This window comes from Microbacterium sp. Z10_103, from assembly GCF_058310455.1.
The window spans coordinates 2,274,811-2,298,594 of sequence record NZ_JBZEGK010000001.1 but is presented as its reverse complement, the minus strand read 5'-3'; the positions used below and the strand labels follow the sequence as shown (position 1 = coordinate 2,298,594).

The 23,784-nt window shown below is 68.7% G+C and carries 24 protein-coding genes; 11 read left to right on the top strand and 13 right to left on the bottom strand.

The genetic code is table 11. The annotated features are described in order from the left end of the window. Positions 1 to 26: 26 nt before the first annotated feature. The 4 genes from AC4FS2_RS11190 to AC4FS2_RS11175 form a co-directional block, all read right to left on the bottom strand. On the bottom strand, positions 27 to 1,703 hold the full coding sequence (locus AC4FS2_RS11190; protein ID WP_491157070.1) for a glycoside hydrolase family 13 protein: 1,677 nt from the start codon (positions 1,701 to 1,703) through the stop codon (positions 27 to 29). A 65-nt stretch (positions 1,704 to 1,768) separates the two neighbouring features. Next, positions 1,769 to 2,668, bottom strand: coding sequence for a carbohydrate ABC transporter permease (locus AC4FS2_RS11185; RefSeq protein ID WP_491157069.1), 900 nt, complete (start codon positions 2,666 to 2,668; stop codon positions 1,769 to 1,771). Then, positions 2,668 to 3,579, bottom strand: coding sequence for a carbohydrate ABC transporter permease (locus AC4FS2_RS11180; protein ID WP_491157067.1), 912 nt, complete (start codon positions 3,577 to 3,579; stop codon positions 2,668 to 2,670). Before AC4FS2_RS11180 ends, AC4FS2_RS11185 begins: the two co-directional genes overlap by 1 nt. Further along, positions 3,576 to 4,883 (bottom strand): ABC transporter substrate-binding protein, encoded by a 1,308-nt coding sequence (locus AC4FS2_RS11175; protein WP_491157065.1) that lies wholly within the window; start codon positions 4,881 to 4,883, stop codon positions 3,576 to 3,578. The genes AC4FS2_RS11180 and AC4FS2_RS11175 overlap by 4 nt, the downstream gene beginning before the upstream one ends. A 120-nt stretch (positions 4,884 to 5,003) precedes the next feature. On the opposite strand from AC4FS2_RS11175, the gene AC4FS2_RS11170 reads away from it, so the two are divergent. Genes AC4FS2_RS11170 through AC4FS2_RS11160 form a run of 3 tightly spaced genes read left to right on the top strand, consistent with a single transcriptional unit; the run spans position 5,004 to position 7,361 of the window. Further along, a complete protein-coding gene (locus tag AC4FS2_RS11170; RefSeq protein ID WP_491157063.1) occupies positions 5,004 to 6,242 on the top strand; it encodes an ROK family protein in 1,239 nt (412 codons plus the stop codon). Positions 6,243 to 6,282: 40 nt separating this feature from the next. After that, on the top strand, positions 6,283 to 6,849 hold the full coding sequence (locus tag AC4FS2_RS11165) for a hypothetical protein (protein ID WP_491157062.1): 567 nt from the start codon (positions 6,283 to 6,285) through the stop codon (positions 6,847 to 6,849). Then, entirely contained in the window at positions 6,846 to 7,361 is a 516-nt protein-coding gene (locus AC4FS2_RS11160; protein ID WP_491157061.1) for an OmpA family protein, read from the top strand. The genes AC4FS2_RS11165 and AC4FS2_RS11160 overlap by 4 nt, the downstream gene beginning before the upstream one ends. Positions 7,362 to 7,463: 102 nt before the next feature. Here the strand turns inward: AC4FS2_RS11160 and AC4FS2_RS11155 are convergent, their stop codons facing one another. Further along, positions 7,464 to 8,822, bottom strand: a complete 1,359-nt coding sequence (locus AC4FS2_RS11155; protein ID WP_491157059.1) for a D-alanyl-D-alanine carboxypeptidase family protein — start codon at positions 8,820 to 8,822, stop codon at positions 7,464 to 7,466. A 304-nt stretch (positions 8,823 to 9,126) separates the two neighbouring features. Between AC4FS2_RS11155 and AC4FS2_RS11150 the strand changes: the two genes are divergently transcribed. After that, complete coding sequence (locus AC4FS2_RS11150) at positions 9,127 to 9,969, top strand: EamA family transporter (RefSeq protein ID WP_491157057.1); 843 nt, start codon at positions 9,127 to 9,129, stop codon at positions 9,967 to 9,969. 81 nt (positions 9,970 to 10,050) lie between these two features. After that, positions 10,051 to 10,404 carry a hypothetical protein gene (locus tag AC4FS2_RS11145; RefSeq protein WP_491157055.1) on the top strand — a complete coding sequence of 118 codons (354 nt, stop codon included), beginning with the start codon at positions 10,051 to 10,053 and terminating at the stop codon, positions 10,402 to 10,404. Between the two features lie 21 nt (positions 10,405 to 10,425). Here AC4FS2_RS11145 and AC4FS2_RS11140 read toward each other — a convergent pair whose 3' ends face one another. Both AC4FS2_RS11140 and AC4FS2_RS11135 read right to left on the bottom strand, forming a co-directional pair. Continuing rightward, positions 10,426 to 10,638: a hypothetical protein gene (locus AC4FS2_RS11140; RefSeq protein ID WP_491157054.1), complete on the bottom strand. Its 213-nt coding sequence runs from the start codon at positions 10,636 to 10,638 to the stop codon at positions 10,426 to 10,428. Beyond that, positions 10,625 to 10,966 carry a DUF7882 family protein gene (locus tag AC4FS2_RS11135; RefSeq protein ID WP_491157052.1) on the bottom strand — a complete coding sequence of 114 codons (342 nt, stop codon included), beginning with the start codon at positions 10,964 to 10,966 and terminating at the stop codon, positions 10,625 to 10,627. The genes AC4FS2_RS11140 and AC4FS2_RS11135 overlap by 14 nt, the downstream gene beginning before the upstream one ends. A gap of 186 nt (positions 10,967 to 11,152) precedes the next feature. Between AC4FS2_RS11135 and AC4FS2_RS11130 the strand changes: the two genes are divergently transcribed. Beyond that, on the top strand, positions 11,153 to 11,332 hold the full coding sequence (locus AC4FS2_RS11130) for a hypothetical protein (protein WP_491157051.1): 180 nt from the start codon (positions 11,153 to 11,155) through the stop codon (positions 11,330 to 11,332). Positions 11,333 to 11,347: 15 nt separating this feature from the next. On the opposite strand, the gene AC4FS2_RS11125 is transcribed toward AC4FS2_RS11130, so the two are convergent. From AC4FS2_RS11125 to AC4FS2_RS11110, 4 genes are all read right to left on the bottom strand, one after another. Beyond that, positions 11,348 to 12,223, bottom strand: coding sequence for a metal ABC transporter permease (locus AC4FS2_RS11125; RefSeq protein ID WP_491157049.1), 876 nt, complete (start codon positions 12,221 to 12,223; stop codon positions 11,348 to 11,350). Beyond that, complete coding sequence (locus AC4FS2_RS11120) at positions 12,220 to 12,960, bottom strand: metal ABC transporter ATP-binding protein (RefSeq protein WP_491157047.1); 741 nt, start codon at positions 12,958 to 12,960, stop codon at positions 12,220 to 12,222. The genes AC4FS2_RS11125 and AC4FS2_RS11120 overlap by 4 nt, the downstream gene beginning before the upstream one ends. Then, entirely contained in the window at positions 12,957 to 13,886 is a 930-nt protein-coding gene (locus tag AC4FS2_RS11115; protein WP_491157045.1) for a metal ABC transporter substrate-binding protein, read from the bottom strand. The genes AC4FS2_RS11120 and AC4FS2_RS11115 overlap by 4 nt, the downstream gene beginning before the upstream one ends. Before the next feature lie 135 nt (positions 13,887 to 14,021). Next, positions 14,022 to 15,347, bottom strand: coding sequence for an O-acetylhomoserine aminocarboxypropyltransferase/cysteine synthase family protein (locus AC4FS2_RS11110; protein ID WP_491157043.1), 1,326 nt, complete (start codon positions 15,345 to 15,347; stop codon positions 14,022 to 14,024). A gap of 334 nt (positions 15,348 to 15,681) precedes the next feature. Here AC4FS2_RS11110 and AC4FS2_RS11105 point away from each other — a divergent pair, with 334 nt between their 5' ends. From AC4FS2_RS11105 to AC4FS2_RS11085, 5 genes are all read left to right on the top strand, one after another. After that, a complete protein-coding gene (locus tag AC4FS2_RS11105) occupies positions 15,682 to 16,344 on the top strand; it encodes a fasciclin domain-containing protein (RefSeq protein ID WP_491157041.1) in 663 nt (220 codons plus the stop codon). 80 nt (positions 16,345 to 16,424) lie between these two features. Continuing rightward, complete coding sequence (locus tag AC4FS2_RS11100) at positions 16,425 to 18,023, top strand: molybdopterin-dependent oxidoreductase (protein WP_491157039.1); 1,599 nt, start codon at positions 16,425 to 16,427, stop codon at positions 18,021 to 18,023. Between the two features lie 34 nt (positions 18,024 to 18,057). Continuing rightward, positions 18,058 to 19,851 carry a gamma-glutamyltransferase family protein gene (locus AC4FS2_RS11095; RefSeq protein ID WP_491157037.1) on the top strand — a complete coding sequence of 598 codons (1,794 nt, stop codon included), beginning with the start codon at positions 18,058 to 18,060 and terminating at the stop codon, positions 19,849 to 19,851. 161 nt (positions 19,852 to 20,012) lie between these two features. Continuing rightward, the gene (locus AC4FS2_RS11090) at positions 20,013 to 20,468 is read left to right on the top strand and encodes an SRPBCC family protein (RefSeq protein WP_491157035.1); all 456 of its coding nucleotides are present in this window, start codon (positions 20,013 to 20,015) and stop codon (positions 20,466 to 20,468) included. Between the two features lie 97 nt (positions 20,469 to 20,565). Beyond that, the gene (locus AC4FS2_RS11085; protein ID WP_491157034.1) at positions 20,566 to 21,060 is read left to right on the top strand and encodes a GNAT family N-acetyltransferase; all 495 of its coding nucleotides are present in this window, start codon (positions 20,566 to 20,568) and stop codon (positions 21,058 to 21,060) included. A gap of 14 nt (positions 21,061 to 21,074) precedes the next feature. Here the strand turns inward: AC4FS2_RS11085 and AC4FS2_RS11080 are convergent, their stop codons facing one another. Then, positions 21,075 to 21,962 (bottom strand): SMP-30/gluconolactonase/LRE family protein, encoded by an 888-nt coding sequence (locus tag AC4FS2_RS11080; protein ID WP_491157032.1) that lies wholly within the window; start codon positions 21,960 to 21,962, stop codon positions 21,075 to 21,077. Next, positions 21,952 to 23,763 carry a glycoside hydrolase family 15 protein gene (locus tag AC4FS2_RS11075; RefSeq protein ID WP_491157030.1) on the bottom strand — a complete coding sequence of 604 codons (1,812 nt, stop codon included), beginning with the start codon at positions 23,761 to 23,763 and terminating at the stop codon, positions 21,952 to 21,954. The genes AC4FS2_RS11080 and AC4FS2_RS11075 overlap by 11 nt, the downstream gene beginning before the upstream one ends. Positions 23,764 to 23,784: the final 21 nt, after the last annotated feature.

Sequence of the window (23,784 nt, the reverse complement as noted above, 5' to 3'; positions counted from 1 at the left end):
ATCGGTAGGTGACGTCGACACCGGCTTCAGCTCACGCGCAGCCACACCGTGGTCGCCCCCGGGAGTTCGCCGGCCGGGAGGGGTCCGCTCGCGAGCAGGACATCGCCACCGGGCAACGGCACGGACTCGGCGCCGAAGTTCGTGACGATCATCCATCCGCCTGGTCGAGTGAAGCCGAGAACCTCGCCGCGGGAGAGATCCTCGTTCCACTCCAGCGTCTCGGCCGTCTGCAGTCGGTGGCGCAGACGCAGAGCGTCGCGGTAGAGGCTGAGGGTCGATTCGGGATCGTGCTCCTGCGCCTCGACGGAGACGTCGCCGAACCACGTCGGCTGAGGCAGGTGGGCGCCGTTCTCGCCGAAGCCGAACGACGACCCGGTGGTCTTCCACGGCAGGGGGACGCGGCATCCGTCGCGTCCCAGCCCGTCGAAGCTCCACTCCGGCTGATTCACCGAGCGGTGATAAGCGGGATCCTGCCGAGCCTCGGCGGGGAGGTCGCCGACTTCGTGAAGGCCGAGTTCCTCGCCCTGGTACAGGTAAGCCGACCCGGGGAGGGCGAGCACGAACAGCGTCGCGGCACGTGCCCGGCGCAGACCGAGGTCGAGATCGACACCGTCACGGGTTGCGCCGGCGAGCATCCATTCGGTCCCCTGCTTCACGTCGCGGCCGTCCAGGGGAGGAAGCCCGTAACGCGTCGCATGGCGGGTCACATCGTGGTTGGAGAGCACCCACGTCGAGGACGAGCCGGTGATGAGAGACTGCGCAAGGTTTTCGGCGACGATGGTGCGGAACTGTGCCGCGTCGAAGTCGGCCGTGAGGAGGTCGAAGTTGAAAGCCTGGCCGAGACTCGTCGGTGCCGCGTACTTCGCGCGCCGCTCGGCGGAGTCGACCCAGGCTTCAGCGACGGCGGTCCGGGGCGGGTCGTATTCGTTGAACAGAGCGCGCCACTCGGCGTAGACCTCGTGCACCTCATCCCGGTCGAGGAGGGGATGGCGACCGGAGGCGGGATCGAGCAGGTCCAGGTCGGCCTGAGCGGGGAGGGGGTCGAGCAGCTCCTTGACGAGCATGTGCGCCACGTCGATGCGGAAGCCGTCGACGCCGCGGTCGGACCAAAAGCGCAGCGTCGTCAGGAAATCGTCGCGCACCTCGGGGTTGTCCCAGTTGAAGTCGGGCTGTTCCTTCGCGAAGGAGTGCAGATACCACTGCCCGTCGCCGACCGGCTCCCATGCGAGCCCGCCGAAGACCGACGTCCAGTCGGCCGGGGGGAGTTCACCGTTCTCCCCGGCCCCGTCGCGGAAGAGGTACCGGTCGCGTGCGGGACTGTCGCGCCCGGATTCGAGTGCCTCACGGAACCACGGGTGCTCGTTCGAGGAGTGGTTGGGCACGATGTCAACGATGACGCGGATGCCCGCATCATGCAGCGCCGACATCATCTCGTCGAACTGGGCGAGCGTGCCGATTCGCGGGTCGACGTCGCGGTAGTCGGCCACGTCGTATCCGCCGTCGGCCAGGGCGGAGGGGTAGAACGGGCTCAGCCACACCGCGTCGACGCCGAGGTCACGGAGGTACGGCACGCGCGAGATGATGCCGCCCAGGTCGCCGATGCCGTCGCCGTTCGCATCGGCGAACGAGCGCGGATAGATCTGGTAGACGGCGGCTTGGCGCCACCACGAGGCGGCGGGGGCGACGACGGATTCAGCTGCCATCGGTCTCTCCTTCGAAGCGGGAGGGCAGGGCGGGGCGCGTGCCCTGCTCCCGTGCGGTCGGTCGGTCAGCCCTTGAGGGCGCCCTGGGTCACGCCCTCCATCACCCAGCGTTGGGCGAAGAGGTAGGCGATGATCGCCGGTGCCATGGCCATCAGGTATGACGCGAAAGCGACGTTGTACTCGCTGCTGAACTGCGTCTGGAAGAGGTACTGACGCACGGGCAGCGTCTGCAGGTTCGCGTCGGAGATGATGAGCGACGGCATCATGAAGTCGTTCCAGGCGTAGAGGAACGCGAAGATGCCGACTGTTGCGCTCATCGGCGCCAGGAGCGGGAAGATCAGGCTCCAGAAGGTCTGCCACGTCGACGCACCGTCGATTCGCGCGCTCTCCTCCAACTCGATGGGGATGGAGCGCAAGAACGCCGTGAACAGCAGCACGCTGAAGCTGAGCTGGAACATCGTCGCCAGGATGATGACGCCGAACGGGTTGTCGAGGCCGAAGCGGCCGGTGAGTTGGATCTGCGGGAGCGCCACGACCGGGAACGGAATGAACATCGCCCCCAGCAGGTAGAAGAACGACCAGCGGAAGACCCGCCGATCCCAGTTGCGCACGATCGCGTACGACGCGAAAGCGGCGAGGAGGATGGTGGCGACGACGGTTCCGACGGTCACCAGCAACGACATCGCGAAACCGACGGGGAATCTGGTGAGCTGCCAGGCGTCGATGAAGCCCTGGATGCTGAAGGGCATCGGCAGCGAGAACGCATTGCCGTCGACGGCCTGGCCGCCTGTCTTGAACGACATCGAGATGGTGACGTACAGCGGCAGGAGGACGGTGACGGCGCAGAGGAGCAGGATGACGGTGCCCGACCAGCTGACGCGTTCCCCCTTGCCGCTTCGGCGCGCGCCGGATGGGGGAACCACGATGTTCTTGGTGCTCGCTGCGGTGGCGGTGTCCGTGGTCATCAGAGGGCGTTCCTTCCGCGCGTCACCGAGAGTTGGCCGATGGCGATGACGACGGTGATGATGAAGAACAGCGTCGCCGTGGCCATCTGGTAGGCGTAGTCGCCGGTCTGGAAGCCCCGGATGATCGTCATGGCGATGCTGCGGGTCGCCGTGCCCGGCCCACCGTTGGTGAGGCCGATGATGATGTCGTAGGCGTTCAGGAAGTTCTTGAAGCCGAGGATCACGTTGATCACGACGTACCCGGCCACCAGCGGCAGCGTGATGCGCAGCAGCTGCTGCGGCTTCGAGGCGCCGTCGATGTCGGCCGCCTCGTAGACCTCGCCGGGGATCGAAAGGAGCCCGGCGATGTAGATGAGGAGCGTGCCGGGGATCGACTGCCACGCGGTCACGATCACGATCCCGATCCAGGCGAGGTCGGGATTGGCCAGGATGCTCTCCTGCAGGGCGGGGATGCCGAGGGCGGACCCGATGGCCGGCAGGGAGTTCTGGAAGAGGAACTGGAAGACGTACGCGATGATGATGCCGGAGACGACCATGGGGATCACGAAGATCGCCCGGAGCCCGACCTTGAACCGTATGCGGGAGGTCAGCCCCACCGCGAGCAGGAACGCGGCGATGTTCACGACGATCACCGTCACCAGCGAGAACCCGAAGGTGAACAGGAAGCTCCCCAGAATGGCCGGGTCGCTGAACGCGGCGACGTAGTTGGTGAAGCCGATGAATTTCCAGTCGCCCAGGCCGATGGAGTCGGTGAAGCTGAAGAAGATGCCGATGATGCCGGGGACGGTGATCGCGAGGGTGAACAGGATCACCGGCGGGAGCAGGAAGAGGTAGTAGATCGGCTCGACCCGCTTGCGGCTGTGGCGCACCTGGGGGTCGCCGCCGGTCACGATCGTTGCGGTGGCGCTCATCCTGCCGTCTCCTCTGTCGATACCGCCGGCTGGCGGAACGCCAGTCGGGCCCAGTCGGCGTCCATCGTCCGCAGGAGGCGCAGGGGATCCGTGCCCAAGACCAGCGCTTGCGCGTAGTTCTCGGTCGGAATCGCCCGCGGAATGAGGACGCCCGGGCCCTGGTATACGGCGCCCTCGTTGTAATAGGCGATCATCCCCTCGATCCGGGGGTCGCTGGGGTCTTCGCCAGAGGTGGTCGGCACGAATCCGAGTTGCGACTCGTTGTACGCCTGGATGATGTCGGGGTGGAAGAGGTACTCCAGGAAGTCGAAGGCGCCCTCTTTGTTGGATGCCTCGTCGGGAATGAGCGTGACCAGGTCCATGTTGACGCGCACCTTGAGGTCGGCGGGGTCCTCGGTCATGGGCAGTGGGAAGGTGCCGAGTTCGAGGTCGGGTGACGTCTTGGCGATCTCGCTGAAAGCCCACGGACCCTGCATGTACATGGCGCCCTCGCCCTGCGCGAAGGCGACGTTTCCGGTGTCGTAGTTGCGGCCGTTGGCATTGGGCTGCGTGTACTCGCTGGCGAGGAGCTGCATCTTCTCGATCGGCTCGAGGAAGTCCTTCTGGAACGACACCGGGGAGTCGGGCCCGACGTCGGCGCCCTGGGCGGCGAGCTCGTCGAAGAATTCGAGAGGGTCGATCGCACCGCCGATGCTGTAGTCGAACCAGCCCTGGTTGACGGTCCACGCGTCGGCGAACGTGCCGTAGAACGGCGAGATCCCCGCCGCCATCAGCGTGTCGCATACCTCGATGAGTTCGCTCCAGGTCTGCGGCACCTCGAGGTCGTGCTCGGCGAAGATCTCCTTGTTGTAGATGACCGACGCGCCCATGACCGAGTACGGCAGGCCGGTGATCCGACCTTCGCAGACGCCGTACTGCTCGAGGAGTTCCTGCATCTCGGGGCGGATGGTGCTCGCCGCTTCGGTGTCGGACAAATCGGCCAGCGCGCACCGCTGGACGAAGCGCGACACCTCGTGGTTGTAGTTCGCCAGCATGAGGTCGGGCGGGTTCCCTCGGACGAAGCTGGCCGCAATCGGGTCAGGGCCCGATGTGTCCATGTTCACGCGGAACTCGTCCTGTGAGGCGTTGTAGTCCGCCACGACTTCCTGCATGAAGTCGATCGCCTCACGTTTGTTGAAGGTGAAGTGGACGCTCTGCGTTCCCGAACCGGCGCCCGTGCTGCACCCGGCAAGCAGCGATGCGGTCAATACGGCGGTGAGACCCGCCGCGGCCAGGCGCACCGTGCGCCTCGTTCTTCCAGACATCCTTGTCCTTCCCAACGACCATCGACTTAGATTTGGGCACTAAATCTAGTGAGTGCATCTAAACGACGGGACCACTGTCTCACCCGGGGCCGGACGCGTCAACCTTGTATCGTCGGGTACATGGGTCTAGGGTCAGCGAGCTCCCCGCAGCTGCTGAGGCGCATGAACTCGGGGGCAGTGATGCGGTTCGCGCTGCGTTCCTCCGAGTTCACGGCGGCCGAGGCGATGGAGGCGACGGCGCTGACACGGTCGACCGTTCTGGGCGTGTGCGACGATCTCGTCGCGGCGGGATGGCTGAAGGAGATCGCCGACAGCAGAGCCGCGGGCCTCACCAGCAAGGGACGACCGGCGCGGCGCTACTGCCTCCGCGAGGAGGCCGGCATCGTGGCCGGTATCGATGCGGGGGAGCATCGCTACACGGCCGCCGTCGCCACCCTGCGTGGGCGCATGCTCGCCACGCGCACCGCCATCCCCCCACCCTTCGTCGGGCCGGCGGGTGCGGAGGCCGAGGGCGGGCCTTCTGCTGCGGCCGGACGTCGCGATCTCGCGGCCACCCTGCTCCACGAGACGGTGCGCGCTGCCGGAAGGGAACCGACCGACGTGCTCCTCTGCGTCGTCGGCGTGCCGGCGCCCGTGGACTCTGCGGGACGATCCCCGAGGGGCGATCACGACTTCTGGATGATGATGAACCCGGGTTTCGACGGGCTCCTCGACGGCGCTGCGGTGATCGTCGAGAACGACGCGAATCTCGCGGCCGTTGCGGAGCAGACGCAGGGGGGACGGGCGCGCATCGACAACGTGGCGACCGTGCTCTCGGGGGAGCGCCTGGGCGCTGGTGTCATCGTGGACGGCCGGCTCCTGCGTGGCGCGCGGGGAGGCGCGGGTGAGATGCGGTTACTCAACATCGTGGAGGGCGCGGGATCTCCGGAGGGGATCGGCGCCCTCGCGCGCATCTGGGCGCAAGCGGCGGTGCGAGACGGCGCCGATACCGTCCTCCGATCAGTCGGCACCGCGGACATCTCCGCAGAGGACGTGTTCTGCGCCGCGGGCGTCGGAGATCCTCTCGCGTGCGACATCATCTCCCGCCTGGGATCACGCGTCGCGCGGGTGGTCGTCGTGCTGGCGAGCCTTCTCGACATCGATCGCGTCGTGATCGCGGGGGCGATCGCCGAGGCGGTCGAGCCGGTCCTCGTTCACGCTCGGCGCGTCCTGGAGGACGAGTTCCCCTCTCCCGCGCCCGAGGTGGTCGCGAGTTCGCTCGGTAGTGACGTCGTCGTGCTCGGCGCTGTCGAGTCGGCCCTGTCCCGCGTACGCGAGGCCCCGCTGGCCTTCACGCCACGCACTCGTGCCGTCGCCTGAGCATTCCGTGCGGCGGGACCCGTTCCCCTAAGCTGTGCGCATGATTTCACCGCGCGTCCACCCGCCCGCATCGAGGGTGGGCGTGGTGACCGGCGCGCTGGCGTTCGTGCTCCTGATCACCTCATGTGCGCCATCGACACCCGCCCCGTCGACGAGTTCCGCGGATCCCAGCCCGTCCGCCAGTGCGGAGGCGCCGAACACCGAAGCTGAAGTGGCCACGGCCACAGCGACGCTGAAGGATGGCACCGTCGACGTCATCGTCCGATCCCTGGAGAGGGATGACAACGGAACGACGATGACGCTGCGCGCCGCCTTCGTGCCGCACTTCGGCAAGGAAGGCGAGAGTTACACGCTGTCGTCGATAAACGGGTACATCTTCCTGCGACCGGTCCTCCTCGACCGCCAGAACCTCAAGCGGTACAGCGTGATCGAGGGAGACGGACAGCAGGAGTGGCTGACGAACACCAGCGCCGAGACGGTCGAAGGCGAACCGCTCGAGTCCTGGTTCGTCTACGCCGCGCCGGAAGACGACATCGACGAGATCACTTTCACCATCGACGAGTGGTCGATCGAGCTGCCCGATATCCCGATCGGCGGTGACCGATGAAGGTGGCGACAGCTGCGGTCGGCGTTGCCATCCTGCTCGCGGCGGGCGCCTTCGTTGACAGGGAGGACGCACCCGAGCCGACGCCCGAGCAGTTCGACGAGTCGATCATCGCGTACTCGATCGAGGGTTCCGTCGAACTGCTCGTCGAAGAGGGCGCGGACGACCAGAGCCTGACGCTCGGCTCCGATGTGCTCTTCGCCTACGGCTCCGCCGACCTGGACACCAGCGCGCAGGCCGCACTGGAGGCTCTGATCGCCGACCTCCCGGACGGGGCATCCGTCACCGTCGACGGTCACACCGATTCCCGCGGCGGTGACGCCGTCAATATCCCGCTGTCGCAGGCGCGCGCGCAAGCGGTCGCCGACGTGATCACGAGTCAGCGCGGCGACGTGACCATCGCGGTGACGGGGCACGGGTCATCCCTTCCCCTCGCCGATGAGTACCCGGGCGGCCAACCGGACTACGGCGCCATGGCGACGAACCGCCGGGTCGAGATTCGCATCGGAACCTGAGGACCCGCGCCGCATGCGGCCCGACATCCGGAGAGCGAGTCGTCGCGAGGCATCGCTCTCCGGATTGCCCGAAGGCGGGCAAGCTGAGCGGGCGCTGCGGCCTCACCGGTCGCCGAGTTCGCCGGGGTGGGTGAGTCGCCACCACTGCGTCGGCGGCTGGATGCTGCCCTCGAGTATGACGACGGCGGTGGCGGTGTTCGGCCCGGCGGTCCAGGTGAGCGTTCCCACTTCCTCGCCATCCTGATACCGGGTCGGGGTCGTCAACTCCATCGTCACGGCGATGGGTGTGTCAGACCATGTGAAGATCGATGCGCTGTCGCGAACGACCAGTCGCGCGCTCGATCCCCAGGGGGTCGACACGCGACCCACGTCATCGCCGGAAGCCGCGACGGGCACGTCGTGGAAACCCGCGCGGATGCTCTCCAGCAGCGCGATGACACTGCCGTTCACGGAGTCGCGCGAGAACCCGTCGAGCATCACTCCCGTGACGGCCAGCGGTTCGGTCGCTCCGACGTCCAACGACGCGGTGTACAGCAGGTGGAAATGATTCTCGCCCAGGTTTCCCGTCTTCAGCCCATTGATTCCGGCCACGCCGAGCAGGTCGTTCGTGTTCGCCATCCCGCCGAGGGAAGGAAGGGAGAGGGCCGGCGTTGCGGTGAGCTGCGCGATCGTGGGGTGGGATGCCGCGAGTTTTCCCAGCGTCACGAGGTCGCTGGGGGTGCTCATGTTCCGGCGGTCGATCCCTGTGGGCTCGACCATGGTCGTTCGGGTCAGGCCGTGGGCTACCAGCCACGCCCGAGCCGCGTTGACGAAGGCGCGCTGCGAGCCGAACGCCCACGTCGACACCGCCTCGGCGTAGTTGCTCGCCGACGGGATCAGCATCATCGCGAGAGCGTCGCGCTCCGACATCGAACTTCCCGTCGGCATCGCAGCGATGGTGGCGCCGAGCAGGTAGTACCTGTCGTAGAGATCATGATCGGCCTTGTCGAACGTGATCGTGGGCCCCGGGTCGTCGGGTCCGGCGAGGGGCTTGGCGTCAAGGACGACCAGCGCGGTGATGAGCTTGCTGATGCTTGCGATCGGCCGAGGTTCCTCCGCTCCGCTGGTCGCCCAGATCCCACTCGCAGCGTCGCCGAGGTACTCGTCGGCGCCCGAGATGCTGATCGCTGACGCCCCCTCGGCGGGGAGAGCGACGGTGGTCGCGGGAGGTACAGCGACCTGGGGCGTCTGCGACGACAGGACGGGAGCGCTCACGGGCGCCGTCAGCGCCCATCCGGTATAGCCCCCGACCGCGGCGACCATCACGGCGACGACGACAGCCGCGACGATCAAACCCCGGCGACGGCGGCGGCGCCGGGCCACCGGATCGAGGTCGGCGCCCCGCGGCGCGTCAGGGTCGTACTCGCCCCGCATCAGCTGCGCGAGCCCAGATATCCCGTCCGAAGAGTCGTGCTGCGTCATTGCGGGCCCCCGTCCGTAATGCTGAGCTCCATCATGCCGGACGGATGCCGGGGACACCCCCCGCGGCAGAGCCGGGTCTCCGGAACCAGGTGTGGAGCGTCTCGATGGTGCGGGAGGGGCAACCGCCCGCACGGGGATCGGCCGACTCTGCGGTGGCGTGGCGCTCGACGATTCCCACGTCCACGCCGAGCAGCGTAGGCCCGACCATGGGTCTTGCGGCAAGCCGCTGCCCCCGCGATATCCTGGGCGTGGCACGGTGATTCCCTCACCGTTCGAGCCCGGCGTCGAACGATCGGCCCGATAGATGTCCATCATCCTGGCCCTGGGCAGCGCCATCGCGTTCGGCGTCGGCGACTTCTTCGGGGGGCTCGCCAGCCGCCGCACTGCCGTCACGGCCGTGATCGTCTGCTCTCAGCTTGTGGGGATGGCCGTCCTCGTCCCAGCGCTGGCGTTGGTGCCGGGCGATCCAGACCCGGCATCGGTGGCCTGGGGATGCGGCGCCGGACTGGCGGGCGGCGTGGCCCTCCTCCTCTTCTACCGCAGCCTCGCCGAGGGGAGCATGAGCGTGGCCGCGCCCCTGACAGCGCTGGGGAGCGCGGGAGTCCCTGTCGTGGTCGGCGCGGCTCTGGGGGAGCGTGCGTCGGTCGTGGCGCTGATCGGGATCGCCATCGCCGTCGTGGCGGCGGTCCTCGTCAGCGCGGAGGGCGGACGGCTACCGGGTCCTCGCGAACTGTTCACCAGCACATCCAGCGGCGGCGCGCTGGTCGCCGGCGCGCTCTTCGGGGTGTTCTTCGTGCTCCTGGATCAGTCGGATCCCTCCAGCGGCTTGTGGCCCTTGGTAGGGGCGCGGCTGGGCTCGATCGCGCTCATGATCGGCATCGGCCTGCGTGCCCGGCGCGCTCTCCGTCCCCATCGCGGTGCCGTCGGTGCGATCGTCATAGCCGGCGTCTGCGACATGGGTGCGAACGTGCTGTTCCTGCTGGCCACGCGCTCCGGTCTCCTCATCATCACCGCGGTGCTCGTGGCGCTGTATCCCGCGGTGACCGTGCTTCTCGCGCGCGCACGTCTGCACGAGCGAGCGCATGCCATCCAAGTCGTCGGGTTCGCCGCTGCGGCGCTCGCCGTGACTCTCATCGCGATCGGCTGATCCTGCGGCGACCGTTTAGCGGAATCCGGCGCCGAGGGAAAGGGTCGGCGACAATCCATGGCCAGCGGATACACCTGAATGATGGACCGGATTCACTACGCCGGCGATTCCATCCTCACCGGAACGGACATCGCTCACGCCCTCCTTGAATACGCGCGCGCGCTCGCACAGGTCGGTTCGTCCGACACCGTCGAGATCCCGACGGTGACCGAGGACGGTGAGCCCGGCCGCTCGGAGATTCTTGTCGGACCCGCCAGCCAGGTCATCTCCAGCCTCGAGGACCTGGAGCTCGAGGAGGTGGTGGACCGGGAGCTGGTCACACGGCTACAGGAGATGACCGAAAACCTGGAACGGTTCGGCACGTCGTCCCCCGGAGCCGCTATTCAAGGGGAGCATGAGCTACCGGTCGGCTGGTCCGACTTCGAGGACATCTGACCCGGCAGGCGGTGCGGACCGCTACTCGTCTCCGGGGATCGGGATGAGAGCGAGGTCGGTGGCGGCGGTGACGAGCAGGGAGGTCGGACGAGGTGCGCCCTCGCCAGAGTTGACCTCCAACCAGAACGCCTCGTTGGAGCGTGCCGCCGTGAGGATCTCCTCGCGCAGCTCGTCGATGTCGCGGTTGCCCACGGAATACGATTGGCCGCCGTAGACGATGTCAATACGCTTCATCGTTCGCCTGTTCTCTCGTGGACGCCGCGGCGGGCGCGGGCTCGGGGACCACGTACAGCCCGCGGGGAGAGTTCGCGGTATACATCAGCGCGTCGACCCACGCGCGGTTGAGGGCCGGAAGGCGGCCGCCGTAGTACTTGTACGTGATCACGCTGTGCGGGTGCACCCAGATGGATGTCCGGCCGTTGCCGATGCTCGCATCGTCCTTCCAACTGAAGTGGAAGGACTCCCCGCGCCGCAGCTTGGCGCCGATCACCACCTGAAGGTGAGCCAGAAGGCGGTCCTCAAAGTCCGCCTTCAGCTGACCTTCGAACAGGAACTTGCCCATTGCTTTCCCTCCACCGCGCGGGGACTCGCGTGATGAATCCGCTTTCAGCATGCCACATCGGGCGGTATCGGCGTCGGAAAGCGACTCGGACGGCCGCCCGCTACCTGCTGACGGCCACGCGCGCAACCCGGGAAACACCCCGCGCCGTGGATGCCTACTCTGGGGTTCCATGAAAGGAGCGTGAACATGATGAGCACTCCCATTCCGCCGATCTCGCCCGAGGATGAGAACCCGGCCAGCGAACTGAAGACCGACGTCGTGAACGACGTCGAGCGCGAGCACACGATCACGGGCGATGTGGTCGGTGGGGATGACGCGGACGACGATGGGCCCGACGCCACGGGGGAGGACGACGCCGAGCGGTGACGCCGGCGTCACCCGTCAGGAGACGTTTCCGGCGTGACGCGGCCCGCGCTGGCGACGCATCAGCTGGCCGATCACGCCGTGCCCAGGGCTGAAGAGGTAGACCGCGGTGAACACGATTCCCTGGACGACCACGACGAGACCCGCTGAGGACGCATCCAGCCAGTAGCTCAGGTAGATGCCCACCACGGATGACAGCGCCGACAGGATCGGCGCGATCACCAGCATCCGTCCGAACCGGTCGGTCAGGAGGTAGGCGGTGGCTCCGGGGATGATGAGCATCGCCACGACGAGGATGACGCCGACCACCTGGAGGGCCACGACAGCGGTCATCGCCAGCAGCCCGAGGAGGAGCGCGCCCAGCATCCGCGGTGACAGCCCGATGGCGAAGGCGTGGGCAGGGTCGAACGCGTAGAGCGTGAGATCGCGCCGCTTGATCACGAGGACGACGAATGCGATCGCGGCCAGCACGGCGATCTGGATGAGGTCGCCGGCGGACACCCCGAGGATGTTGCCGAAGATGATGTGGTTGAGGTCGGTCTGACTCGGGGTGACCGAGATCAGGACGAGACCCAGCGCGAACAAGGTCGTGAAGACGATGCCCATCGCAGCGTCTTCTTTCACCCGGCTGGTTCCGCGGATGAGGCCGATCAGCGCGACGGCGAGAAGCCCGAAGACGACTGCGCCGAGGGCGAAGGGCGCCCCGACGATGTAGGCGAGGACGACGCCGGGGAGTACGGCGTGAGACACCGCGTCGCCCATCAGCGACCAGCCGATCAGGACGAGCCAGCACGACAGCAGGGCGCACACGACGGCGGCGATCACCGTCGTCGCGAGAGCGCGCGTCATGAACTCGTACTGCAGCGGCTCCAGCAGCAGGTCCACCGGGTTCACCTCTGTCCTCCCCCCACGGGAGCATCCAGTCCGAAGGCCCGCGCGAGATTCTCGGGGAGGAGGGCATCGGCAACCGTCCCCTGGAACACGATGCGGTGCAGGAGCAGGATCGCATCGTCGGCCAGCGTCGGCAGGGCGTGCAGGTCGTGGGTCGACACCAGCACAGTACGGCCGTCGGCGGCGAGTTCGCGAAGGAGACGCACGATCGTGGCCTCCGACTTCTTGTCCACGCCGGCGAAGGGTTCGTCGAGGAGCAGGATGGCAGCATCCTGCGCGATGCCGCGTGCCACGAACGCACGCTTGCGCTGGCCGCCCGACAGCTGACCGATCTGCCGGTCGGCGAGGTCCGTCAGCTCCACTCGGGCGAGCGCCTCGTCCACAGCAGCGTGGTCTGCCGCGCGGGGACGTCGGGTGAGACCCATGTGGCGGTACCGGCCCATGAGGACCACGTCGCGGACCGATACGGGGAACGCCCAGTCGACGTCCTCGCTCTGCGGCACCGAGGCGATGAGCCCCTTCTTGCGAGCCGTCGTGGGGGCCTCACCTGCCACCCGGACCTGTCCGGTATCGGGCGGGATCATCCCCAGGACGGTCTTCAGCAGGGTGGACTTCCCCGCGCCGTTCATCCCGATGAGGCCCGTCACCCGCCCGGGATCCAGGGCGAGCGTCACGTTGTCGAGCGCGACCACCTCGCCGTAACGGACGGTCGCGTCGACGACGGAGATGGACGCGGTCACGACGCGCCGCCCGTGAGGGCATCGAGGATCATCGCGGCGTCGTACCGGATCAGGTCGAGATACGTGGGCACGGGTCCGTCCTCCTCCGACAGCGAGTCGACGTAGAGTGTGCCCCCGAACTCGGCGTCGGTCGCCTCGACCACCCGTTGCATCGCGCGGTCGGACACCGTCGATTCGCAGAACACCGCCGGCACGTCGTTGTCGTTCACGAATCGGATTGCCGACGCGATCTGCTGCGGAGTCGCCTGCTGTTCGGCGTTGACCGGCCAGATGTACGCCTCGGTGAGGCCGGCGTCGCGGGTGAGGTAGGAGAACGCGCCCTCACACGTCACCAGGGCGCGCTGGCTCTCCGGGATCGCGGACAGCTCACCGACGAGGTCATCCTGGATCTGCTGCACCTCCGCGGCGTATGCCGCGCCGTTCGCGGCGAAGTCCGCTGCGTGCTCGGGGTCGAGGTCGCTGAAGGCGTCGACGAGGTTCCCGACGTAGATCTGCGCATTCACCGGGCTCATCCACGCGTGCGGATTAGGCCGGCCGTCGTAGGCGTCTCCCGCGATGTCGATCACCTCCACCCCCTCGGAGACGACGACGTGCGGCACATCGGCCGACTCGACGAACTGGCTGAACCACGCCTCGAGGTTCAGTCCGTTGTCGACGATGAGGTCGGCCTCCGACGCTTTCGCAATGTCGCCGGGGGTCGGCTCATAGCCGTGGATCTCGGCGCCGACCTTCGTGATCGAGTCGACCTGCAGGTGCTCGCCGGCGACGTTCCGCGCCATGTCGGCCAGAACCGTGAACGTGGTGAGGACGCGAGGGCGGTCATCGCCTCCCGCGGCGGCGTTTCCGCCCGCGCATCCTGTGAGGAGGGCAGCGGCAGCCGCCATCCCTGCCAGACGCCTCACGGCGACGGCACGATTTTTCGGCATACCGAAAAGCTACCCGAACCCGCGAGCCGACAACCTGTCGACTCGCCACAAAACGCGCAGAAAACGAGCGAGACAGGACAGATCGTGGCGAGTCGACGGGGTCCGGCCTCCAGTAGCCGAGATCGATGCTCATGGTCACACCTCCGGGTGGGGGATGGCGCTCGCCGCGTCCAGGGCCTGGGCGAGATCGGCGAGAAGGTCGGCCGGGTCTTCCAGACCGATCGAGAGGCGGATGGTCGTGGGGGAGATCCCGGCATCCGCCAGCTGAGCCGCGTCGAGGTGGCTGTGGGTCATCGAGGCCGGATGGGCCACGAGGCTCCGGGCGTCACCGATGTTGGCGACGAGTTTGATCAGGCGCAGTCCGTCGACCACGCGATGCACCCGGGCGCGGTCGGTTTCCGCGTTCCCGGAAGAGGCGAGGTCGAACGAGAACACGGCGGGCACGCCCCGGGGAAGGTAGCGCCGTGCCGCCTCCGCCCACCGGTTGCCGGGAAGCCCGGGATGATGCACGACGGCGACGTCGGGGCGAGCATCGAGAAAGCGCGCGACCTGGAGGGCGGATGCGGTGTGCTTGGCGATGCGCAGATCCAGCGTCTCGATGCCCTGCAGCAGTTGGAAGGAGTTGAACGGCGCGAGCGAGGGGCCGAGGTCGTGGACGTACTTCGTCTTCAGCAGCGCGGCGAACGCGAAGCCCTGCGGGCCGAAGCGGTCCCACAGCACGATGTCGGACACCCGCGGGTACGGCTGGGTCAGCTGCGGCCAGCGCTCGGGGTCGGCGCTGAAGTCGAAAGACCCGATGTCGACGACCACGCCGCCCATGGAGGTCCCGTGGCCCCCCAGGTACTTGGTTGCCGAGTGCACCACGATGTCGGCGCCGAACTCGCCGGGCCGCTGCAGGTAGGGCGTGGCGACGGTGTTGTCCACGACGAGCGGCACGCCCGCGTCGTGGGCGACATCGGCGACGCCGGAGACGTCCAGCACCTGCGCGGTGGGGTTCGTCACCGACTCGGCGAAGAGCGCGCGGGTCTCGGGCCGGACGGCCGCGCGCCACGCGTCGAGGTCGTCCTGGTCGACGAAGGTGACGGCGATTCCCCAGTCGGCGAAAGTCTCCTGGAGGAGATCCACCGTGCCGCCGTAGAGCTGCCGAGCCGCCACGACGTGCTGACCCGCCTTGGCGAGGGCGAGGAGGGTGATCGCGACGGCCGCCTGCCCGGATGCGACGGCCACGGCTGCACGTCCACCCTCGAGCGCCGCGACGCGCTCCTCGAGGATGAGCTGGGTGGGATTGGCCGACCGGCTGTACAGGTTGCCGACTTTCCGCAGCGCGAAGATGTCGGCGGCCTCCTGCAGCGACGCGAACTCGTAGGCGGTCGTCTGGTAGATCGGCGGCGCGACGGCGTTCTGCGGGGTGCCGGGGGTGTAGCCGCGGTGCACCTGCGACGAGGCGAAACCCTCACTCACGGCTGCGCGCAGCCTTCCCAGCCCCCGCACGATCGTGGCCGCGACCGAGCGGTGCGGATCACGCCGAAGGTGATGTATCGCGCCATGCGTCTGCTCCCATCCCTGCCTGACTGATGAGCACTGATCCTGAAGCCGATCCCGCTCCACCGCGAGGAAGGTTGCGGACCGTGTCCGCATGTGTCGTCACAAACCCGGCCGGAGAGCCGAGCGAAAGTCGAGGAATCCGATTCGCGGACGGCGCCGAAGAGAAAGTGCGCGCCCACCCGGGCGGGCCTGCCCCACCGGGGCGGCACAGCACACCGGAGTCCCCTGGCTCCTGATCTCGGAGGAACTCATGATCACTTCCCGCAAGCGCCTCAGCGTCGGTCTCGCCCTCGTTCTCGCGTCATCCTTCGCCCTCACTGCGTGTTCCATGGGTGGGTCGTCGAACACCACGGAGGAGAGCTCGGAGCCGATGACGGAGTCCAGCGCCCCCGCCACCGAAGAGCAGATGGATCCGGCCGCCAGCCTCGTCGGTGCAGGCTGCGCCGACTATGCCGAGATGGTTCCGGATGGCGACGGCTCGGTGTCGGGCATGGCGGAGGACCCGGTGGCTGTCGCCGCCTCGAACAACCCGCTGCTGACCACGCTCACCGCAGCCGTCAGCGGCCAGCTCAACCCCGACGTGAACCTCGTCGACACGCTGAACGGCAGCGAGTTCACCGTCTTCGCGCCGGTCGATGACGCGTTCGCCAAGATCGACCCCGCCACGATCGAGACGCTCAAGACCGACACCGATCTGCTGACGTCGATCCTGACGTACCACGTCGTCCCCGGGCAGGTCATGCCGGATGACATCGCCGGCACCCACACGACCGTGCAGGGCGCGGACGTCGAGGTGACGGGCAGCGGTGACATGCTGATGGTCAACGGCGCCGGCGTCATCTGTGGTGGCGTGCAGACCGCCAACGCGACGGTCTACCTCATCGACACGGTGCTGATGCCCCCGGCCGCCTGATCGCGACTGCACGACGCGGAGGGAGCCGCGGCGCCGGAAACGGTGGCCGCGGCTCCACCCTCTTTCAGAAAGGGACTCGGATGACTCGGCGACGACCTCTGCGCGGGTGGGGATGGGCGGCGATCGTGGGCGCTGTCAGCGCTGCTGTCCTGCTCGCCGTCAGCGAGCTGGCGGCACTGCTGGTGGCCCCCGCCGCCAGTCCGCTCTTGGCGGTCGGCTCCTTCGTCGTGGACGTGGTGCCGCGGCCGCTGAAGGAATTCGCGATCGAGACGTTCGGTTCGGCGGACAAGATCGTGCTCCTCGCCGGGCTCGGCGTGGCCGCGGGAGTCGCTGCGGCAGCCGCGGGGATTCTCGAACTGGTCCGGCGGCCCGCGGGCGCGGTCCTGCTCGGCATCGGCGCCGCCGCGGCGACCGCGGCGATCGTCACGCGGTCGGGGGCCACCGGTCTCTCGTGGATTCCGCCGATCCTCGGCGGAATCGCCGGGATCACGACCCTGATCCTGCTCACCGCGCGACTGCGGCGCTGGATGACCGCAGCCGGCGCGGCTCGCGTCGACGAGGACGGCGAGGGCGACCCCGCGGACGCCGCACGCCCGGAGCACCCCGGGAACGTCGACCGCCGATCGTTCTTCATGATCACGGCACTGGTCGCTGCATCCGCCGTCGTGGTGGGTGTCGGTGCCCGCGCGCTCAGCGTCGTGTCGACCTCCGTCACCGCGCTCCGCGACGCAGTGCGGCTGCCCTCGCCGCGGACCCGCGTGACCGTGCCGGCCGGGGCGGAACTCGACCTCCCCGGTCTCACGCCGCTGTTCACCCCGAACGACGAGTTCTACCGCGTCGACACCGCGCTCGTCGTCCCCACCGTCGACCCCGACGCCTGGCGGCTCGTGGTCGACGGCATGGTCTCCCAGCGGGTCGAGCTGAGCTTCGCCGACCTCCTCGATATGGGGCTCGACGAGTACGCGATCACTCTCACGTGCGTCTCGAACGAGGTCGGCGGCGACCTGGTCGGCAACGCGACCTGGCTCGGTGTTCCGCTGCGTGACGTCCTGCGGATGGCCGGACCAGCCGCGAACGCCGACATGGTGCTCTCGCGCAGCGTGGACGGGTTCACCGCCAGCACGCCGCTGGCTTCGCTCACCGACGACGGCGTCGACGCGATCCTCGCGGTGGGGATGAACGGCGAGCCCCTCCCGCTGGAGCACGGCTTTCCGGTCCGCATGGTCGTTCCCGGGCTCTACGGCTACGTATCGGCGACGAAATGGCTGACGCAGCTGACGGTCACGACCTTCGCGCAGGATGAGGCGTACTGGACGCCGCGCGGCTACAGCGCCGAGGCGCCGATCAAGTTCTCCTCCCGGGTGGACACACCGAAGATCGGCGCGGGAGTAAGTGCGGGCCGGATCCCGGTCGCGGGGGTGGCGTGGGCTCAGACCGTGGGGATATCCCGCGTCGAGGTGCGCATCGACGACACGGAGTGGCAGGAGGCCACCCTCGCGGCGCCGATCAACAACGACACGTGGGTGCAGTGGGTCCTCGAGTGGGACGCCACTCCGGGCACGCACTACGTCACGGTCCGCGCCGTCGACAACAACGGCCGGCTGCAGATCGAGCAACCGGCACCGATCGCCCCCGACGGATCGGCCGGGTGGCAGCGCACCCTCGTGACGGTCACGTAGGACGCGAATGCGGCACACCCGGAAGAATGGGACGATGTCGCATTCCCCCTGGGCTCCCCCCTCCTCCTTCACGACGCGGCCGACCCTCTCCGGCTCCTACGGAATGGCCGCCTCGACCCACTGGCTTGCCACCGGCACGGCGCAGAGCGTTCTCGAGCGGGGCGGCAACGCCTTCGACGCCGCGGTGGCGGGATGCTTCGTGCTCCACGTCGCCGAACCGCACCTCAATGGTCCCGCCGGTGACCTCGTCGGACTCGTCGCCGCGCGCGGCACCGAGCCGCGCGTGCTGTCGGGCCAGGGCCCCGCGCCGGCGGGAGCGACCATCGCGCACTACCGCGGCCTGGGGCTCGACGCCGTCCCGGGCGCAGGGGGCCTGGCGGCCGCCATCCCCGGGGCCTTTCCCGCCCTCCTCCGGCTCCTGCGTGAGCAGGGCACGTGGGAGTTCACCGATGTCGCCGCGTACGCGATCGAGTACGCCGAGCGGGGCGTCCCGGTGGCCGCGAGCTGGGCCCGGACGGTCGGCGCGGTTGCCGAGCTGTTCCGTGACCATTGGCCCACCTCGGCGGAGCTGTGGATGCCCGGCGGCCGCGTGCCCGAAGCGGGGGAGGCCTTCCGCAACCCGCAGTGGGCGGATGCTCTGCGCCGCCTCTCCGCCGTATCCGCAACGGGACTGTCGCGCGACGACCGCATCGACTCCGCCCTCCGCGAGTGGCGCGAGGGCTTCGTCGCCCGCGAGCTGACGGCCTTCCTGGCCGAGCCGCACCGGCACTCCGACGGCGGCTCCTACCGGGGCGTGCTGACCGAAGCGGACATGCGCGGGTACGCGGCCGCTTGGGAGGAGCCGGTGACCTATCGCTTCCGCGGGGTGGACGTGGTCAAGGCGTCGAGCTGGGGATCCGGTCCCGTCCTGCTGCAAGCGCTCGCCATCCTCTCCGTCTTCCCGGACGACGAGCTCGACCCCTCCACGGCGCGCGGCGCGCACCTCGCCATCGAGGCGCTCAAGCTCGCGTTCGCCGACCGCGAGGGCTACTACGGAGAAGACGCGCGGCCCGCGCTGGACGTGCTGCTCAGCGACGACTACGCCCGCTCCCGCGCGGCGGAGATCCGAGATTCTGCGAGCGCGGAATGGCAGCCGGGCACGATCCCCGGCCACGAGCCGTTTCTCCCGCCTCTGTTCACCGAGCACGCCGGTACCGGGGGCAGCGTCGGCGAACCGACCGTGCGCAGCTCGGGCGAGACGCGGGGGGACACCTGCCATATCGACGTCGTGGATGCCGCGGGCAACATCGCCAGCATCACTCCCTCTGGCGGCTGGCTCCAGTCCTCGCCCGCCGTTCCCGGGCTCGGACTGGCCGCCGGCACGCGTCTGCAGATGACATGGCTGGACGAGAGCTCGCCGGCGGCGCTGCGTCCGGGAGCCCGCCCCCGGACGACACTGTCACCCACCCTGCTCGCGCGGGAGGGAGTGGTGGTCGAGGCGCTCGGGACGCCCGGTGGTGATCAGCAGGACCAGTGGCAGCTGCCCTATCTCCTGCGGAGGATCATCGGCGGGTATTCCGCGCAGGCGGCCATCGATGCCCCGACCTTCCACACGACGCACCTGCCGAGCTCGTTCTGGCCGCGCGCGTGGGAGCCACGCGGAGTCGTGGCGGAGGATCGGCTCGGCGCAGGCGTGATCGACGAACTCGCCGCGTGGGGGCATGCGGTGGTGGTCGTCGACGGCTGGTCGCTGGGGCGGCTCTCCGCGGTGACGCGTGACGCCGGTACCGGCACCCTCACCGCCGCCGCGAACCCGCGCGGCAGTGCTGGATACGCCGCAGGCCGCTGACCGGGCGCACGTCCCGGCCGCGGCGTGAACCCGGGGTTCGACAGCATCCGCGACGCCGACCGGTCGGATGTATTGGTATACGCCGGCCGAATGTCAATCCCTCCCCGTCGGTGGATCACCTGCGGTGGGCTGGAGTTACGAATACAACACTGAGGAGTGACATGGTTCAAATCATCGAGACGATCGACGTCGATGTGCCGGTGAACACGGCCTACAACCAGTGGACGCAGTTCGAGAGCTTCCCCTCCTTCCTGGACGAGGTCGTGTCGATCGAGCAGCGCGATGACACGCACCTGCACTGGAAGGTGAAGGTCGGCGGCGTAGAACGTGAGTTCGACGCCGAGGTCACGGAGCAGCATCCCGACGAGCGTGTCGCGTGGCGGAGCGTCGGCGGCGAGACCGACCACGCAGGCGTCGTGACGTTCCACAAGCTCTCCGACACGTCCACGCGCGTGACCGTGCAGATCGACTGGGAGCCCGAGGGGCTCTTGGAGAAGGTCGGTTCGCTGGTGGGCGTGGGCTCGCACGCGGTGAAGAAGGACCTCAAGAACTTCAAGGAGTTCATCGAGAGCCGCGGCGCCGAGACCGGCCAGTGGCGTGCGGACGTTCCCCGCTGACATTCGCTAACCAACGGCGCCCCGGTTGTCAACGCTTCGGCACCGGGGCGCCGTGGTGTGTTTACTCGGGAGCGGATCCACACGACCGGAGGACGCGATGAGCGGACGGGACACCGCTGAGCCCGCGGCGCGGGTGCGCCCCATCGAGGTAAGCGATGCGGGGGAGGTGTTGACGCTCCAGCGGGCGGCCTTCGTGTCGGAGGCGCTCATCTACGGCGACGCCGACATGCCGCCGCTCACTCAGACGCTCGAAGAGCTCGAGGCCGAGCTGCAGGACAACCTCGGATGCGTCGCCCTGCTGGGCGAGCGCATGGTCGCGGCCGCGCGCGCGCGACGGGACGGCGATCTGCTGCTCATCGGCCGCATCGCCGTGGCACCCGACATCCAGGGTGCCGGTCTCGGATCGTTGATCCTCTCCGCGGTCGAGGACCGGGGCAGGGAAGCCGGCGCGACCGAGGCCGAGTTGTTCACCGGCCGTCTGAGCGAAGCGAACCTCCGGCTGTACACGCGAGAGGGCTATCAGGAGACCGAGCGTGCCGGCGGCGAATCCGGCGAGGACCAGATCTTCCTCCGTAAGCGCCTCGTGCCCTGACGGCGGCCGTTTCCCTAGCGGCTCGAACCGCCGCTGCCGAAGACATGCACCGGACGACCCTGCGCGAGACCCTCGACGGCGAACAGCGAACCGCTCAGCGGTGCAGCCGCGAGCTGGTCGTCGGTCATGTTCTCGCGCGCCGTACCGACGAACAGTGTGCCGTGGTCCGGGCCGCCGAAGGCCACGGAGGTGACACGGGGAGCGGGGACGGGGATGCTTCCGACCGGGTGCCCCTCGGCACTCCACTGCACGACCTCGCCGTCGCCGTATATGCCGTTCCAGAACGACCCTTCCGTGTCCATCGCGATGCCGTCGGAGTCGCGTCCGCGCAGATACGGCTCGAGGTCGCCGAGCGGATCCGTGCCCGGGCCGTAGGAGGCACGGTAGACCGTCTGCGTCTCGGTGTCGGTGACGTACATGACGTCGCCGGAGTCCGACCATTCCATCCCGTTCGGGACGGTGAAGCCGTCGCGCAGCATCCACGCCTCACCGTCGGCGGTGAAGATGTAGACGGCGCCGTGGGGCTCGCCCGCGCCGTCCATCGACCCCACGACGAAACGGCCGAAGGGGTCGACCTTTCCCTCGTTGAACCGCGACTCGCGATGCGCGTGCCGCACGTGCGCGATCGTCCGCCCGAGCGTGCCGTCGGGATAGAGCTCGACGATGCGGTCCTTCAACGACGCCACGTAGCCGCCTCCGGCAGCCGGCTGCACCGCGCTCACGGGTGCGGGCAGCTGCACGACCCGGTCGCCCGAGCCGTCGCTCGGCCCGTCCAGCCGTGCGCGATGGAACGTGCCGGCGGGGATGTCGACCCAGGCGAGTTCCTGGGTGCGTTCGTCCCAGAAGATGCTCTCGGGCACCACTGATTCCACGCGGCGGAAGACGCGCAACTCACCGTTCACCGAGTACCTCCGAAGGGATCAGATCGCGGATGGTCAGGGCAGCGCTGACCACCGCGAGGTGGCTGAGCGCCTGGGGCAGATTGCCCCAGAAGCCGCCGTCGTGCTCGGAGATCATCTCCGCGAAGATGCCGACGTCGTTCGCGTACCCCACGAGGTCATCCATCGCCGCTACGGCCTCCTCGTGCCGACCGATGCACGCCAGAGCCGACACCCGCCAGAAAGCCGACGACACGAAGGTGTGCTCCTCCTGGTCCATGCCGGTGTAGCGGTACAGGAGCGGCCCGGCACCCAGGTCGCGCGTGATCGCGTCGATCGTCGCGGCCATGCGGTCGCCGCGGTCGAAGCCGCTCTCCGCGTGCAGCAGGACGGAGGTGTCGAGATCCGTCGTCCCCGGGTACATGACGTAGCTATTGGCTTCCTCCGACCACCCGTAGCGTCCGACCCATTCGGCGATACGGTCGCGTTCCGATCGCCATCGTTCGGGATTCCCGGGGATGGCGCCGCGCTCGGCGAGGAGAACCGCGTCGCTGAGCGCCTGCCAGCATCCCATCTTCGACGACGTGTAATGGCGGACGTCGGGCAGCTCCCACATCCCTGAATCCGGTGAACGCCACAGGTCGCACGTGCGATCGGCCATCGCGGCGAGAGAACGGCCGGTGGCGACGTCGAGGATGTTGCCGGCGTCGACGTACGTGCGGCAGATCGCGAACAGGTCGCCATAGACACCGAGCTGCAGCTGTCCGCGCGCCGGATTCCCGGTGACGACCGGGCCGATGCCCTGCCATCCGCCGACCCCGTACTCGCGGCTGCTGCCGGTGACTTCGCCGCGCAGGGAGTAGAACACGTGCAGCTCGGGGCCGTTGAGCCGGATGGTGCGCAGCAGCCAAGAGATCGCGGCGTGCGTCTCTTCGCGGAGGCCGAATCGCACGAGGGCGTGGGTCGTGTACGCCAGGTCGCGGACCCAGGCGAAGCGGTAGTCCCAGTTCTTCCCGCCCCGAGGGTTCTCCGGCAGCGAGGTCGTGGCGGCCGCGGCGATGGCGCCGGTCGGGGCGTAGACGAGGAGCTTGAGAGCCAGGGCGCTCCGCTGGACGGCGGGCCGCCAGGGTCCCTCATAGGAGAATTCCCGCGACCACGCGCGCCACGCGCGAACCGTGCGATCGATGCCGCGCTGGACGTTCCCCGGGTCGGGGAGGTGCAACGGCTCACCCTCGGTGGCGACGAGGATCAGGACCGACGCGGAACCCGGGGCCGTCGTGAATGAACCGTGCACGGCCGGACCCGCGCCGCCGTCGCGCTGCGTTTGTGCCGTGCCCGAACCCTCGCCGACGACGGCAAGCGACAGGTCACCCACGCGCAGGACCGCGACGCCATCACGCTCCTCGATCCAGGGCGCGGCGGTCTGCAGCCGCGTTCCCGGCTGGACCCGCCAGCGGAAGGGCACGCGGCCTTCGATGCCCTCGATGCGCCGGGCGAGTTCGGCCCAGGGCAGCCGCCCGGCCACACCGGTGACCATCGCATCGGTCACGCGGGCCTTTCCGCCGGCCGTGGTGAAGGTCGTCTCGAGCACATTCGTCCGCGGGATGTAACGGCGCCGGACCGTGTAGTCCTCCGTCGGCTCGAGCTCGATGCATCCACCGGTGTGCTCGTCGAGAAGTCCAGCGAACACCGGTACGGAGTCGAGGTGAGGAAGCGGGAGCCAGTCGATCTGGCCGCGGCGTCCGACCAGCGCCACCGTGCGTCCATCGCCGATCGGCGCGTACTCCCGCAGGTCGGCGTGACGGGGCTCGGTGTTCGAGGCCATACCGCCACGCTACGGAGCCCG